This window comes from Enterobacter sp. KB-280D8, assembly GCF_041399405.1.
In the GTDB taxonomy this organism is placed as follows: domain Bacteria; phylum Pseudomonadota; class Gammaproteobacteria; order Enterobacterales; family Enterobacteriaceae; genus Enterobacter; species Enterobacter cloacae_N.
On sequence record NZ_JBGKEC010000002.1, the window covers coordinates 78,407 to 91,555 of the forward strand.

Here is a 13,149-nt window from a genome sequence, read left to right on the forward strand (position 1 = left end):
AGTGGGGAGCACCCTGAGGTGAACTCCCCTTTTGGCGTTTATGCCGTACGGCGAGTAAACTCTTTCACTTTGAAGCCCAGCACGGCGAGCGTGGCGAAATACGCTACCACCCCGACGCCCACCACGGCCATCAGGCGCATCAGACGATAGGGCATCGTGCCCAGGGACCACTCCGGCATGACGTACATCATCCCGATGAGTGCCGCAGACATCACCAGCACCGCCACAACCAAACGCACGAGGAAACTTGCCCAGCCCGGCTGCGGCGTAAAGATATCCTGCTTGCGCAGCTGCCAGTAAAGCAGCCCGGCATTCAGGCAGGCCGCCAGACCAATAGACAGCGACAGTCCGGCATGCTTCAGCGGGCCGATAAATGCCAGGTTCATCAGCTGGGTCATAATCAGCGTCACGATGGCAATTTTCACCGGCGTTTTAATGTCCTGACGCGAATAGAACCCCGGCGCCAGCACTTTGACGACAATCAGCCCCATCAATCCCACCGAGTAGGCTATCAGCGCGCGCTGGGTCATCGCGGCGTCAAACGCGGTGAATTTCCCATACTGGAACAGCGACACCGTCAGCGGCTTGGCGAGGATCCCCAGCGCCACCGCGCTGGGCAGGGCCAGCAGGAAGCAGAGACGCAGGCCCCAGTCCATCAGGCGGCAGTACTCATCATGGTTGCCGCTGGCAAAGCTTTTCGACAGCGACGGCAGCAGGATGGTCCCCAGCGCCACGCCCAGCACGCCGGACGGGAACTCCATCAGACGGTCAGCGTAGTACATCCACGAAACGGAACCGGACACCAGGAAAGAGGCAAAGATGGTGTTGATGATAAGCGAGATCTGGCTGACGGAGACGCCAAGAATGGCAGGCCCCATCTGCTTAATTACGCGCATCGCCCCGGCATCTTTAAAATTGATGCGCGGCAGCACCAGCATGCCGATTTTCTTCAGATGCGGCAGCTGATACGCCAGCTGCAGCACGCCGCCCACGGTGACCGCCCAGGCCAGCGCCAGCACCGGCGGGTTGAAGTGTGGCGCGGCGAACAGCGCAAAACCGATCATGCTGACGTTGAGAAACGTCGGCGCAAACGCCGGAACGGAGAAGCGGTTCCAGGTGTTCAGGATCGCCCCCACCAGCGAGGCCAGCGAGATCAGCAGAATATAGGGGAAGGTAATGCGCAGCAGCTGCGAGGTCAGGGCAAATTTATCTGCCGTGTCGGCAAAACCAGGTGCGGTCACCATAATCACCCAGGGCGCGGCCAGCATACCGACGACGGTCACCACGGCCAGCGCCAGGGTCAGCAACCCGGAGACATAAGAGACAAATACGCGCGTCGCATCTTCACCCTGCTTGCTTTTATATTCCGCCAGAATGGGAACGAACGCCTGGGAGAACGCCCCTTCAGCAAAAATGCGACGCAGCAGGTTCGGCAGCTTGAACGCAACGAAAAAGGCGTCCGTTGCCATCCCTGCACCAAAGACCCTTGCCACAATGGCATCGCGCGCAAAACCGAGTACGCGAGAGAACATGGTCATCGAGCTGACGGCCGCCAGCGATTTTAATAAGTTCATTAACGTGAATTTCCAGAACCATACGGATTTCCAGGACGGGTAAGCGTAAGCGCCACCCGGCAAAGCCAACAGGCGGCGCTTAGTCTAACCGGATTTCAACGAATTACTATCTGCAGATGTTACAGCGAGTTATTCGCTCATGGCATCGCGCCAGAGTCTTTCCACAATGCGCTGCGCCAGAATGGCCTGCTCGCCGGACGTTTCAGGAACCGTCTGATTTTGCACACAGGTGATAAAGTGGCGGGCACATCCCGCGAAACCGCGCTGCTCGAGGGTGCTTTGCCAGCCTGGCGCCGGGAGCGTCACCACGCCGCTGCCCTTCTCTTCCCGCCACTCCCGCATGTCGGTAACGTCGTACAGCGCGCCGTCTGTCACCGCCTGAACGGATTCCCGCTGGCTGCCTGCGCGGCGGTGCATGCTGGTGGTGACCTGAAGGTGCTCAACGGCAAAATGGTGTTCCGCATACACCATCTGCCCCTGTTCGTTAGTGACCAGAGTGCCGCTTTTCAGCAGCGCTTCGCCGTTGGTCAGCCACAGCGCGGTATCCACCACGTGAAGGTAGTCATCAAGAAGGGTAAAGCGCAGATCGTTCGGACCCACGCTGTCGGTACGGTGCTTATCCATCCGCAGCGAGGCGAGCGTGCCTGACCGCGCCTTCAGTTGCTGATAAAGCGGCGCGAAGCGGCGGTTGAAACCGACCATCAGCGTCAGGTTTTTACGTGCCGCCAGCTCAATCAGCCGCTCCGCGTCCTGAACGTTTTCCGCCAGCGGTTTATCCACGCAGACGTGAACTCCCGCATTGAGCAGGTCGCTCACTACCTGATAGTGGGTTGCCGTTGAGGTATGCACGAATACCGCATCGCACTCGCGGGCCAGATCCTGCAGGGAGGCGGCATACGGGATGCGCCAGGTTTCGCAGATACGCGCTGCCTTCTCGCGCGTGGGTGACCAGGCCCCTTGCAGGGTCCAGTCTGTCGCCGCACCTAAAACAGGCAGCCAGGCTTTTTGCGCAATACCGCCCAGCCCCACCACGCCAATACGTAATTTTTTCACCGTCAGTCTCCCAGATGTGCGAGCAACGCGTCCAGCCGCTGCTTCAGCCCGGCTACCTCTTCTTCCAGCGCCTCTACGCGTGCTGAAAGGTCGTCGCTGATTGCGGGGTCCGATTCCGTCGCCACGCTTGCGGCGTCAACGTCACCGCTGAAAAGGTGCATATAGCGGCTTTCACGTTTGCCCGGCTCGCGCGCCAGACGCACCACAAAGGGGCCATCCTCACGCGCAGCCAGCCCTTCCAGCGTCTGCTCGACCTCCTGCATGTCGCTGAACTCATGCATGCGGGAAGCGCGCGTTCGCAGTTCCCCCGGCGTCTGCGCCCCGCGCAGCAGCAGCGTGGTGATAATTGCCACTTCCGCACTGCTCAGCTTCAGGTCGCCAAATTCAGAGTTACAGAAGCGCTGCTCGTATTTGGTCACACGGTTGCCAAAGCCGCTGACGGTGCGCAAATAGTGGCGCTTTACCAGCGCGTCCAGCACGTCCTGAACGTCATGCTCGCTGAGGTTCATCACCGGCTCGCGGTTGGTCTTCTGGTTGCAGGCCATGGTCACGGCGTTAACTGAGAGCGGATACTGCTCCGGCGTGGTGACCTGTTTTTCGAGTAAGCACCCAATCACGCGCGCTTCCGTACCGTTTAGCTGATACTTCATCTTTTCTCCTTAACGACCTGCGGTCCAGTCTCGGGTGGTTAACGCCGTCAGAACGTGGTCGCGCCACTCTCCGTCTATCAGCAGATAATCTTTGGCATAACCCTCTTTCTCGAACCCTAAACGCGCCAGCAAATTGCCGCTGCGCTGATTATGCGGCATGTAGTTCGCCATAATGCGATGGATATGCTGCGTGCGCTGCATATAGCGAATGGCCACCGTTAACGCCTCGTACATCATCCCCTGCCCCTGCCATTTCTGGCCGATAGAGTAGCCAAGGTAGCAAGCGTGGAACGAACCCCGCACCACGTTTGAAAAATTGGCAATTCCGATAATCTCTTTCTCTTCCGGATCGAGCAGCGCGAAATAAAACGCGCTGCCCTGCTTATGAAATTCAGCGATCATGCTGAGGCGCGCCTGCCAGCCGGAGGGGTAACAATGGCTCTCATCCCGAACGGGTTCCCAGGGTTTTAAAAACTGGCGATTCTCGGCGTAATAATCCGCCAGACGCCAGGCATCACGCTCATGCACAAGACGAACGACCAGCCTGTCCGTTGTCAGACGCACTTTTGGCACATTACTGCGATAGCCAAACATCAATACCACTCCTTCCCGTCGCTTCAGCTTACCCATTAGCTTTACTATACCTGCGCCTGTGCCGTCTGTGAAAACAGTGACATACCATTTTGACCTCTTTTCACATTTTTCGATGAGAACTCTCTATCAAAGCACCGTTTTGATAAAAAAATATTGTCGCGCGCAGGGGTGGGAAAAAGCGCGGCGACACCGCAGAATGTTAGCGTGCTCACCTTCTTATTTTCCCTGGAGGGAAAATGTCCCGCGTATCACAGGCCAGGAGCCTGGGTAAATATTTCCTGCTCGTCGATAACATGCTGGTCGTGCTCGGCTTTTTTGTCGTGTTCCCCCTCATCTCGATCCGCTTTGTCGATCAAATGGGCTGGGCGGCGTTGATGGTCGGCATTGCGCTGGGGCTACGCCAGTTTGTCCAGCAGGGTCTTGGCGTCTTTGGCGGCGCGATCGCTGACCGCTTTGGCGCTAAACCGATGATCGTTACCGGTATGCTGCTCCGCGCGGCAGGCTTTGCCACGATGGCGGTTGCCCACGAGCCCTGGCTGCTGTGGTTCTCCTGCTTCCTCTCCGGTATCGGGGGCACCCTGTTTGACCCGCCGCGCACCGCGCTGGTGGTAAAGCTTATTCGTCCGCAGCACCGCGGCCGCTTCTTCTCCATTCTGATGATGCAGGACAGCGCCGGGGCGGTTGTTGGCGCCCTGCTGGGCAGCTGGCTGCTGCAGTACGATTTCCGTCTGGTCTGCGCGGCCGGGGCGGTGCTGTTTATTCTGTGCGCGCTGTTTAACGGTCTCTATCTCCCGGCCTGGAAGCTGTCTACGGTAAAAGCGCCGGTACGCGAGGGGCTCGGAAGGGTGCTTCGCGACAGGCGTTTTGTCACCTACGTGTTGACCCTGACCGGCTATTACATGCTGGGCGTACAGGTGATGCTGATGCTGCCAATCATGGTGAACGATATTGCGGGCACGCCTGCAGCCGTGAAATGGATGTACGCCATCGAAGCCTGCCTGTCGCTGACGCTGCTTTACCCCATCGCCCGCTGGAGTGAACGGCGTTTTCGCCTGGAGCATCGCCTGATGGCCGGTCTGTTTCTGATGACGCTGAGCATGATGCCTATCGGTCTGGTAAACACGCTCCAGCAGCTTTTCATGCTGATATGCACCTTCTACATCGGCTCCATCATCGCCGAGCCCGCCCGGGAAACGCTGAGCGCCTCGCTTGCGGATGCGCGTGCGCGCGGCAGCTATATGGGCTTCAGCCGCCTGGGACTGGCCTTTGGCGGTGCGCTGGGTTACGCCGGCGGCGGCTGGCTGTTCGATGCCGGCAAAGCGCTGAACCAGCCGGAGCTCCCCTGGATGATGCTCGGCGTGGTGGGCGTCATGACGCTTCTCGCCCTGTGGTGGCAGTTCAGCCAGAAGCGCAGCGCGAGCGGCATGCTCGAACCCGGCGCGTAGCCCTTCCCTCCGGCGGGAGAATGCTCCCGCCACACTTCTCAGTATTTTCTGCTGGTTTCTGCCATTTCACACTGACATACTGACGAAACAGGACAGTAGCGCCGATTTTTCGTTGAGGAACACTATGAAGAAAATTGTCATTGCCGCCGCACTTATCGTCAGCGGTCTGCTGGTGGGCTGTAACCAGCTTACGCAATATACCGTCAGTGAGCAGGAAATTAATCAGGCGCTGGAAAAACATAACAATTTCTCTAAAGACATTGGCGTGCCGGGGCTGGCCGATGCCCACATCGTTCTCACCAATCTCACCAGCCAGATTGGTCGTGAAGAGCCGAATAAAGTCACGCTGGCAGGCGATGCCGCGCTTGATATGACGTCTCTATTTGGCAATCAGAAAGCCAACATCAAGCTCAAGCTGAAGGCGCTCCCCGTTTTCAATAAAGAGAAAGGGGCGATTTTCCTGCAGGAGATGGAAGTGGTCGATGCGCAGGTTTCGCCGGACAAGATGGCACCGGTTCTGCAAACCCTGATGCCCTATCTGAACCAGTCGCTGCGTAACTACTTTAATCAGCAGCCTGCGTACGTCTTAAGCGAAGACAAAAGCAAGGGTGAAGCCCTCGCGAAGAAATACGCAAAAGGGATAGAGGTGAAGCCGGGAGAGATCATCATTCCTTTCACCGATTAACCTGAAGGGCGCTGCGGCGCCCTTTTTTTTACGGAAAAGTGTGCAAACGAAAACGTTTCCGCTTATGATTTGTGTCCGGCAAAAACAGCCATCCTTATGACTGATTCCTGACAAGCCGGAGCTTCCATGACTGCACAACCCCAGGTTCTTAAAATCCGCCGCCCTGACGACTGGCATATCCATCTGCGTGATGGCGATATGCTGAAAACCGTCGTGCCCTATACCAGTGAAATTTATGGCCGCGCGATTGTCATGCCAAACCTGGTTCCGCCAGTCACCACCGTCGATGCCGCGATAGCCTACCGCCAGCGCATCCTGGATGCCGTTCCGGCAGGACATGATTTCACCCCGTTGATGACCTGCTACCTGACCGATTCGCTGGACCCGAACGAGGTGGAACGCGGATTTAACGAAGGCGTATTTACGGCGGCGAAACTCTACCCGGCGAACGCCACCACCAACTCCAGCCACGGCGTCACCAGCATTGATGCCATCATGCCGGTTCTGGAGCGTATGCAGAAGCTGGGCATGCCGCTGCTGGTACACGGCGAAGTAACGCATGCGGAGATTGACATCTTTGACCGTGAAGCCCGTTTCATCGAGACCGTGATGGAGCCTCTGCGCCAGCGTCTGCCGGCGCTTAAGGTCGTCTTTGAGCATATCACCACCAAAGACGCGGCAGAGTATGTTCGCGACGGCAACGAGCTGATCGCCGCGACCATCACCCCACAGCATCTGATGTTTAACCGTAACCATATGCTGGTGGGCGGGGTGCGCCCTCACCTGTACTGCCTGCCGATCCTCAAGCGCAACGTTCACCAGCAGGCGCTGCGCGAGCTGGTCGCCAGCGGATTCACGCGTGCGTTCCTTGGCACGGACTCCGCGCCTCACGCCCGCCATCGCAAAGAGGCAAGCTGCGGCTGCGCGGGCTGTTTCAACGCTCCAACGGCCCTTGCCAGCTACGCAACCGTATTTGAAGAGATGAACGCGCTGGAGCATTTCGAAGCGTTCTGCTCCCTCAACGGCCCGCGCTTCTACGGCCTGCCGGTCAATGAGACCTTCATTGAGCTGGAGCGTAAAGCGAGCCAGGTTGAGGAGTCCATTGCGCTGACGGATGACGCGCTGATCCCCTTCCTGGCAGGTGAAACCGTAAACTGGACGGTAAAACGCTAAAAAATCAACGCCCCTTGTTGTCAAACCGATAATATGCCTGTATAAATAAACAGTATATTACACAGGGGGCATTTATGCGTATTGAAGTCACCATAGCCAAAACTACCGTTCTGCCTGCCGGCGCGCTTGATGCACTGGCAGGCGAATTATCCCGTCGTATTAACAACACTTTTCCCGATAACGCGGGCGCCGTAACGGTTCGTTACGCCGCAGCGAACAACCTTTCCGTCATGGGTGCCGCAAAAGAAGATAAAGATCGCATCAGCGAAATCCTGCAGGAAACGTGGGAAAGCGCAGACGACTGGTTCATTACCGATTAACACTGCTCCCTCATTGTGTTTTTTTGCCGGGTCGCCCCGGCTTTTTTTTGCCTGTCATTCCTGACGTTCAAATTAATTCAGCATCTTCTTAGAAAATCGTGAACGACATGGTGTTTTATTGTTCGAACAATCCTAAAAAGCAGAAAAATGTGTTGCTACCTGTTTATTTTTCCCGTTGGAACCCTTATTACTTGGTATACTGAAGAAGCTTTCAGAAAAACATGCATTGAACCTCAGAGCCGTTGTCTTCTAACACGCATTTAGGGGGTTATAATGGAAAAGAATAACGAAGTCATCCAGACCCATCCGCTTGTAGGCTGGGATATCAGTACCGTAGATAGCTACGATGCGCTGATGCTGCGTTTGCACTACCAGACCCCAAATCAACTCAACCGTGACGAAGCGGAAGTTGGACAGACGCTGTGGCTAACAACAGACGTCGCCCGTCAGTTTATTTCTATTTTAGAGGCAGGCATTGCAAAAATAGAATCTGGCGACTATCAGGAAAATGAGTATAAACGGCACTAACCGTATGCCCACTTTTCACTCAACAGGCACCCTCGCGGTGCCTTATTTATTTCCCGCTTGTTTGCGCCCGCGTTGTTAATTACTCTGCTAACAAACCGTAAGTTTACGAGATGCATATGAGATACGACTTAATCATTATTGGTAGCGGCTCCGTTGGATCGGCCGCCGGTTATTACGCAACGCAGGCAGGGCTAAACGTCCTGATGATTGACGCCCACCTGCCGCCGCACAGCGAAGGCAGCCATCATGGCGACACACGCCTCATTCGCCACGCCTATGGCGAGGGCGAGCGCTACGTTCCGCTGGTGCTTCGCGCGCAGACGCTGTGGGACGAGCTGGCAAAACAGACCGAAGAGCGTGTTTTCGAGCGGACGGGGGTCATCAACCTTGGTCCGGCTCGTTCGGAATTTCTCGCCAATGTCGAACGCAGCGCGAAGGCGTTTAATCTTGACGTTGAGAAGCTGGATGCGTCGGCTATCACAGCACGCTGGCCAGAAATTACCGTCCCGGAGGATTATATCGGCCTCTTTGAAGCCAACTCCGGCGTGCTGCACTGTGAAACGGCGATCAAAACCTGGATCGATCTTGCCGCCAAAGCGGGCTGCGCGCAGCTGTTCAACTGCCCCGTTGAGGCCATCACGCATGATGCAAACGGCGTTACGGTGAAAACCGTAGACGGAGAGTATTCGGCTTCCCGCCTGCTTATCAGCGCAGGAACCTGGGTTACCCGCCTGCTCCCGGACCTGCCGATCCAGCCAGTGCGCAAGGTCTTCTCCTGGTTCCAGTCGGACGGGCGTTACAGCGCGCAAAACAAATTCCCGGCGTTTACCGGCGAGTTACCCAACGGCGATCAGTTCTACGGTTTCCCTTCCGAGAAGGACGCCCTCAAGATTGGTAAACACAACGGCGGGCAGGTCATCTCCTCACCGGAGGAGCGCAAACCCTTTGGCGCGTGCCCGCAGGACGGCTCAGAAGCCTTCTCGTTCCTGCGCAATATTCTCCCGGGCGTCGGTGGACTGCTTTATGGCGCGGCCTGCACCTACGACAACACCCCGGATGAAGACTTTATCATTGATACGCTGCCGGGCCATGACAACACCCTGCTGATTACCGGGCTGAGCGGCCATGGCTTTAAGTTCGCTTCGGTGTTGGGTGAAATCGCCGCGCAGTTTGCCCAGGGTATCACGCCGCAGTTTGATCTGACGCCGTTCTCACTCTCGCGTTTTAACGGATAATCGGCCACGGGCTCCGGCGGTACCGGGGCCCGTTTTTTTCGTACTCAACTGTGGGGCGATATGCGCAGGATCGTGGGTTTTCTCGTCAATAACATTCGCGAGCACTTTATGCTCTATATCTTATTGTGGGCGCTGCTCGCTATCGTCGATGTTATTTACATTGTGTTTTATTGAAAGCGATAACTGACATTAGCTGACGTTACTTTATGTTTATTTAAGCTTTTTTCTTCTGCTAAATACGTCTTGCACGAAGCCACTGAATTAAATTTGCGGTTCCTTTTCAAAATCGCTGAAATAAATAAAATAAAAATCAATAGTCAATTATTTTAGTTGCAATATCGCGCCTTCCCGTTCATTTTTATCTTTCGGTTAATTTGAAAATGGACATTCTGATGCAATTGCGTAACTCCTCCCGGCGCTACGGAATAATATCCATAAGCTTGCACTGGATATTTGCCATTGCCGTCTATGGTATGTTCGGACTTGGACTCTGGATGGTCACGCTCAGCTATTACGATGGATGGTATCATCTGGCACCCGAGCTGCATAAAAGCATTGGCGTCCTCCTGATGCTGGGGCTGGTATTTCGCGTAATCTGGCGACATGTTTCTCCACCGCCCGCGCCACTAAAGACATACGGTAAAATAACCCGCGTTAGCGCTGTCGCCGCGCATATTGCGCTGTATGCACTGCTCTTCGCCATTCTGATCAGCGGCTATCTCATTTCAACGGCAGACGGTAAGCCGATTAGCGTTTTTGGCCTGTTCGAGGTTCCGGCAACGCTCAGCGATGCCGGGGCTCAGGCCGACACGGCGGGCGTCGTTCACCTCTGGCTTGCCTGGAACGTGGTGATCCTGTCCGTACTGCACGGGCTCGCAGCCCTTAAACACCATTTTATTGATAAAGACGATACGCTTAAGCGCATGCTTGGCCGCTCGTCAGTTGACTCTGGAGCATAAAATGAAAAAACACCTGCTGGGTATCGCCCTGGGTTCTCTGTTATTCACCGCCGGTTCTGCCGTGGCGGCTGACTATAAAATTGATAAAGAGGGCCAGCACGCTTTCGTCAATTTCCGCATTCAGCATCTGGGATACAGCTGGCTGTACGGTACCTTTAAAGATTTCGACGGCACATTCACTTTTGACGAGAAAAACCCTGCGGCAGATAAAGTCAATGTGACCATTAATACGAACAGCGTCGACACAAACCATGCTGAGCGCGATAAACACCTGCGCAGCGCAGAGTTCCTGAACGTCACAAAATTCCCGCAGGCCACCTTCACCTCAACGGAAGTGAAGAAAGAGGGTGATAAGTTGGCTATTACCGGTAATCTGACGCTGAATGGCGTAACCAAACCCGTCACTCTGGACGCAAAATTGATCGGTCAGGGTGACGATCCGTGGGGCGGTAAACGCGCAGGTTTTGAAGCGGCGGGTAAAATTCACCTGAAAGATTTTAATATCACAACGGATTTAGGCCCGGCGTCTCAGGACGTTGAGCTGGTTATTTCCGTTGAAGGTGTGCAGCAGAAGTCGTAATAGATTCGCCCGGCAGGCTCTCGCCGTGCCGGGCGTTATTATTATTCCGGGTCAGGAATGCCCAGTTTAGTATTCAGACGGCCGCGTGATTTATTAAAAATCTTATTGCCGTTTTCACGTCCTGCGCGACGACGACGCTGCTCTTCTTCCGGCAGGATACTCTCCTCGCTGCACAGCTCGCTACAGCAGCCGTTAAACTTCTCGGCACAGGCCGGACACTGGATAAACAGCAGGTGGCAACCGTCGTTTTTGCAGTTGGTGTGGGTATCGCACGGCGCGCCGCACTGGTGGCACTGGGCAATCACATCTTCTGAAATACGCTCGCCCATGCGCTCGTCAAAGACGAAGTTTTTACCGATAAAGCGTACCGGTAAGCCCTGCTCGCGGGCGCGGCGGGCGTACTCGATAATACCGCCTTCAATGTGCCAGACCTTGTTGAACCCATTGTGCTTCATCCACGCGCTGGCCTTCTCGCAGCGGATACCGCCGGTGCAGTACATAACGATTTTTTTATCCTTATGCTCCTGCATCATCTCCACCGCTTTCGGCAGCTGCTCGCGGAAGGTATCGGCCGGAATTTCCATCGCGTTTTCAAAATGCCCCACTTCGTACTCATAGTGGTTACGCATATCAATAAACACCGCATCCGGATCGTCCAGCATCGCATTCACTTCCGCGGCCTTCAGATATTCACCGACATCCGCAGGATTAAACTCAGGATCGTCGATACCGTCCGCCACGATGCGTTCACGCACCTTCATGCGCAGCACCCAGAACGATTTCCCGTCGTCATCCAGGGCAATGTTCAGGCGCAGGCCGTCGAGGGCCGGATCGAAGCTGTAAAGTACGTCGCGGAATGCGTTCACCTTGCTTTCCGGTACGCTAATCTGTGCGTTAATGCCTTCGCGGGCAAGATAGACGCGCCCGAAGACGTTCAGCGCCGTGAAGGCCTGATAAAGCGCATCGCGGGTCGCCTGCGGATCGTCGATCGTGAAATATTTGTAGAAAGAGATGGTTGTGCGCGGTTCGGTTTCAGCCAACATACGCGCCTTTAACATCTCATTCGAAACGCGGTTGTGTAACACTGGCATGGTGTACAAGTCCTGCAATCGTCAGAGAGAATGAAAAATCGGTCGGCATCATATAGCAAACAAAACCAATTTACATCCACACAATTTACGCTACATTTCACACACCCTGATGAATCAGGCTTAACAATTGCCGTCGTCGCGCAGGTTTCGGCGGCAGATATTTTGGCTACGTCTCAAAAAATGCGACAATAGCGAAACAGGACGTTTGAACACAGGAAAGACATGACCCAGTTACCAAAATTTACCGTCGCCCTTTTGCACCCCCGCTATTGGATGACCTGGCTTGGCATTGGCTTTTTATGGCTACTGGTACAGCTTCCCTACCCTGTTATCTTCCGGTTAGGTAAATCATTAGGCCGACTCGCGCAAATCTTTATGAAACGCCGCGCCCGCATCGCGTATCGTAACCTTGAGCTGTGCTTTCCGCAGATGAGCGAGGCAGAACGTCATGATATGGTCTCGAAGAATTTCGAATCCGTCGGAATGGGGCTCATGGAAACCGGCATGGCGTGGTTCTGGCCGGACAAACGCATGGCGCGCTGGAGCAAGGTGACCGGAACCGGCATGGAGCCGGTGCATACCCTTCAGGCCAATCAGACCGGCGTGCTGCTGATCGGCGTCCATTTCCTGACGCTGGAAATCGGGGCGCGCATGTTCGGCATGCAGGCGCCCGGCATCGGGGTTTATCGTCCTAACGACAACCCGGTTATCGATCTCATTCAGACCAACGGCCGCATGCGCTCCAACAAAAGCATGATCGACCGTAAGGATCTTAAGGGCATGATCCGCGCGCTAAAGTCCGGTGAAGTAGTCTGGTATGCTCCCGATCACGACTATGGCCCACAGGCCAGCGTCTTTGTTCCCTTCTTCGCCGTCGACGAGGCCGCCACCACGACCGGCACCTGGATGCTGGCGCGGATGTCCAAAGCCGCCATTGTTCCCTTTGTTCCCCGCCGTATGCCGGATGGCTCAGGCTACGAGCTGATGATGCTTGAGCCGGAACTCGCGCCGCCGCTGGAAGATGCGGAAACCACCGCGCGCTGGATGAACGGCGTTGTGGAGAAGTGCATCATGCTGGCGCCAGAACAGTACATGTGGCTGCATCGCCGCTTTAAAACGCGGCCAGAAGGCACGCCGTCCCGCTATTAATCTCTCATGCGGCCTCCAGGGCCGCATGCTGTTTTAGCTTTAAAAGCTCCCCCTCATTGCGGCAATCATAACCCAGGCGCATAATTAGCAGGCTTATTACTTCATGCTTCAGG

The 13,149-nt window shown here is 55.6% G+C and carries 15 protein-coding genes; 10 read left to right on the plus strand and 5 right to left on the minus strand.

From position 1 onward, the window contains the following. Nucleotides 1-38 precede the first annotated feature (38 nt). The 4 genes from murJ to rimJ form a co-directional block, all read right to left on the minus strand. Nucleotides 39-1,574: a murein biosynthesis integral membrane protein MurJ gene (murJ, locus tag AB8818_RS05835; protein WP_192981704.1), complete on the minus strand. Its 1,536-nt coding sequence runs from the start codon at nucleotides 1,572-1,574 to the stop codon at nucleotides 39-41. A 129-nt stretch (nucleotides 1,575-1,703) separates the two neighbouring features. Then, on the minus strand, nucleotides 1,704-2,627 hold the full coding sequence (locus AB8818_RS05840; protein WP_192981706.1) for a Gfo/Idh/MocA family protein: 924 nt from the start codon (nucleotides 2,625-2,627) through the stop codon (nucleotides 1,704-1,706). 2 nt (nucleotides 2,628-2,629) lie between these two features. Further along, complete coding sequence (locus AB8818_RS05845) at nucleotides 2,630-3,277, minus strand: YceH family protein (protein WP_192981709.1); 648 nt, start codon at nucleotides 3,275-3,277, stop codon at nucleotides 2,630-2,632. Between the two features lie 9 nt (nucleotides 3,278-3,286). After that, nucleotides 3,287-3,871: a ribosomal protein S5-alanine N-acetyltransferase gene (gene rimJ, locus AB8818_RS05850; protein WP_163328734.1), complete on the minus strand. Its 585-nt coding sequence runs from the start codon at nucleotides 3,869-3,871 to the stop codon at nucleotides 3,287-3,289. A gap of 236 nt (nucleotides 3,872-4,107) precedes the next feature. Between rimJ and mdtH the strand changes: the two genes are divergently transcribed. From mdtH to AB8818_RS05895, 9 genes are all read left to right on the plus strand, one after another. Then, complete coding sequence (mdtH, locus tag AB8818_RS05855; protein WP_192981712.1) at nucleotides 4,108-5,316, plus strand: multidrug efflux MFS transporter MdtH; 1,209 nt, start codon at nucleotides 4,108-4,110, stop codon at nucleotides 5,314-5,316. Nucleotides 5,317-5,440: 124 nt separating this feature from the next. Next, complete coding sequence (locus tag AB8818_RS05860) at nucleotides 5,441-6,001, plus strand: lipoprotein (RefSeq protein ID WP_116340694.1); 561 nt, start codon at nucleotides 5,441-5,443, stop codon at nucleotides 5,999-6,001. Nucleotides 6,002-6,127: 126 nt separating this feature from the next. Beyond that, nucleotides 6,128-7,174 carry a dihydroorotase gene (pyrC, locus tag AB8818_RS05865; protein WP_163328730.1) on the plus strand — a complete coding sequence of 349 codons (1,047 nt, stop codon included), beginning with the start codon at nucleotides 6,128-6,130 and terminating at the stop codon, nucleotides 7,172-7,174. Between the two features lie 74 nt (nucleotides 7,175-7,248). Then, nucleotides 7,249-7,494, plus strand: coding sequence for a DNA damage-inducible protein I (gene dinI / locus AB8818_RS05870; RefSeq protein ID WP_028012694.1), 246 nt, complete (start codon nucleotides 7,249-7,251; stop codon nucleotides 7,492-7,494). A gap of 273 nt (nucleotides 7,495-7,767) precedes the next feature. After that, on the plus strand, nucleotides 7,768-8,022 hold the full coding sequence (gene bssS / locus AB8818_RS05875; RefSeq protein ID WP_023299782.1) for a biofilm formation regulator BssS: 255 nt from the start codon (nucleotides 7,768-7,770) through the stop codon (nucleotides 8,020-8,022). A 116-nt stretch (nucleotides 8,023-8,138) separates the two neighbouring features. Continuing rightward, nucleotides 8,139-9,257: an N-methyl-L-tryptophan oxidase gene (gene solA, locus AB8818_RS05880; RefSeq protein ID WP_116340699.1), complete on the plus strand. Its 1,119-nt coding sequence runs from the start codon at nucleotides 8,139-8,141 to the stop codon at nucleotides 9,255-9,257. A 60-nt stretch (nucleotides 9,258-9,317) separates the two neighbouring features. Then, a complete protein-coding gene (locus tag AB8818_RS05885; protein WP_116340701.1) occupies nucleotides 9,318-9,431 on the plus strand; it encodes a YceO family protein in 114 nt (37 codons plus the stop codon). A gap of 218 nt (nucleotides 9,432-9,649) precedes the next feature. Next, entirely contained in the window at nucleotides 9,650-10,216 is a 567-nt protein-coding gene (locus AB8818_RS05890) for a cytochrome b (protein WP_192981715.1), read from the plus strand. A gap of 1 nt (nucleotide 10,217) precedes the next feature. Next, nucleotides 10,218-10,796 (plus strand): YceI family protein, encoded by a 579-nt coding sequence (locus tag AB8818_RS05895; RefSeq protein ID WP_163328728.1) that lies wholly within the window; start codon nucleotides 10,218-10,220, stop codon nucleotides 10,794-10,796. Nucleotides 10,797-10,837: 41 nt separating this feature from the next. On the opposite strand, the gene AB8818_RS05900 is transcribed toward AB8818_RS05895, so the two are convergent. Next, nucleotides 10,838-11,887, minus strand: coding sequence for a rhodanese-related sulfurtransferase (locus AB8818_RS05900; protein ID WP_116340707.1), 1,050 nt, complete (start codon nucleotides 11,885-11,887; stop codon nucleotides 10,838-10,840). A 222-nt stretch (nucleotides 11,888-12,109) separates the two neighbouring features. On the opposite strand from AB8818_RS05900, the gene AB8818_RS05905 reads away from it, so the two are divergent. After that, complete coding sequence (locus AB8818_RS05905; RefSeq protein WP_116340709.1) at nucleotides 12,110-13,036, plus strand: Kdo(2)-lipid IV(A) acyltransferase; 927 nt, start codon at nucleotides 12,110-12,112, stop codon at nucleotides 13,034-13,036. Nucleotides 13,037-13,149 lie beyond the last annotated feature (113 nt).

Coding starts and splice junctions, on each gene's coding strand:
- bssS (WP_023299782.1), top strand. CDS start 7,768: ATGGAAAAGAATAACGAAGTCATCCAGACCCATCCGCTTGTAGGCTGG.
- AB8818_RS05845 (WP_192981709.1), bottom strand. CDS start 3,277: ATGAAGTATCAGCTAAACGGTACGGAAGCGCGCGTGATTGGGTGCTTA.
- murJ (WP_192981704.1), bottom strand. CDS start 1,574: ATGAACTTATTAAAATCGCTGGCGGCCGTCAGCTCGATGACCATGTTC.
- AB8818_RS05900 (WP_116340707.1), bottom strand. CDS start 11,887: ATGCCAGTGTTACACAACCGCGTTTCGAATGAGATGTTAAAGGCGCGT.
- AB8818_RS05905 (WP_116340709.1), top strand. CDS start 12,110: ATGACCCAGTTACCAAAATTTACCGTCGCCCTTTTGCACCCCCGCTAT.
- pyrC (WP_163328730.1), top strand. CDS start 6,128: ATGACTGCACAACCCCAGGTTCTTAAAATCCGCCGCCCTGACGACTGG.
- mdtH (WP_192981712.1), top strand. CDS start 4,108: ATGTCCCGCGTATCACAGGCCAGGAGCCTGGGTAAATATTTCCTGCTC.
- AB8818_RS05890 (WP_192981715.1), top strand. CDS start 9,650: ATGCAATTGCGTAACTCCTCCCGGCGCTACGGAATAATATCCATAAGC.
- dinI (WP_028012694.1), top strand. CDS start 7,249: ATGCGTATTGAAGTCACCATAGCCAAAACTACCGTTCTGCCTGCCGGC.
- AB8818_RS05860 (WP_116340694.1), top strand. CDS start 5,441: ATGAAGAAAATTGTCATTGCCGCCGCACTTATCGTCAGCGGTCTGCTG.
- rimJ (WP_163328734.1), bottom strand. CDS start 3,871: ATGTTTGGCTATCGCAGTAATGTGCCAAAAGTGCGTCTGACAACGGAC.
- AB8818_RS05895 (WP_163328728.1), top strand. CDS start 10,218: ATGAAAAAACACCTGCTGGGTATCGCCCTGGGTTCTCTGTTATTCACC.
- AB8818_RS05885 (WP_116340701.1), top strand. CDS start 9,318: ATGCGCAGGATCGTGGGTTTTCTCGTCAATAACATTCGCGAGCACTTT.
- solA (WP_116340699.1), top strand. CDS start 8,139: ATGAGATACGACTTAATCATTATTGGTAGCGGCTCCGTTGGATCGGCC.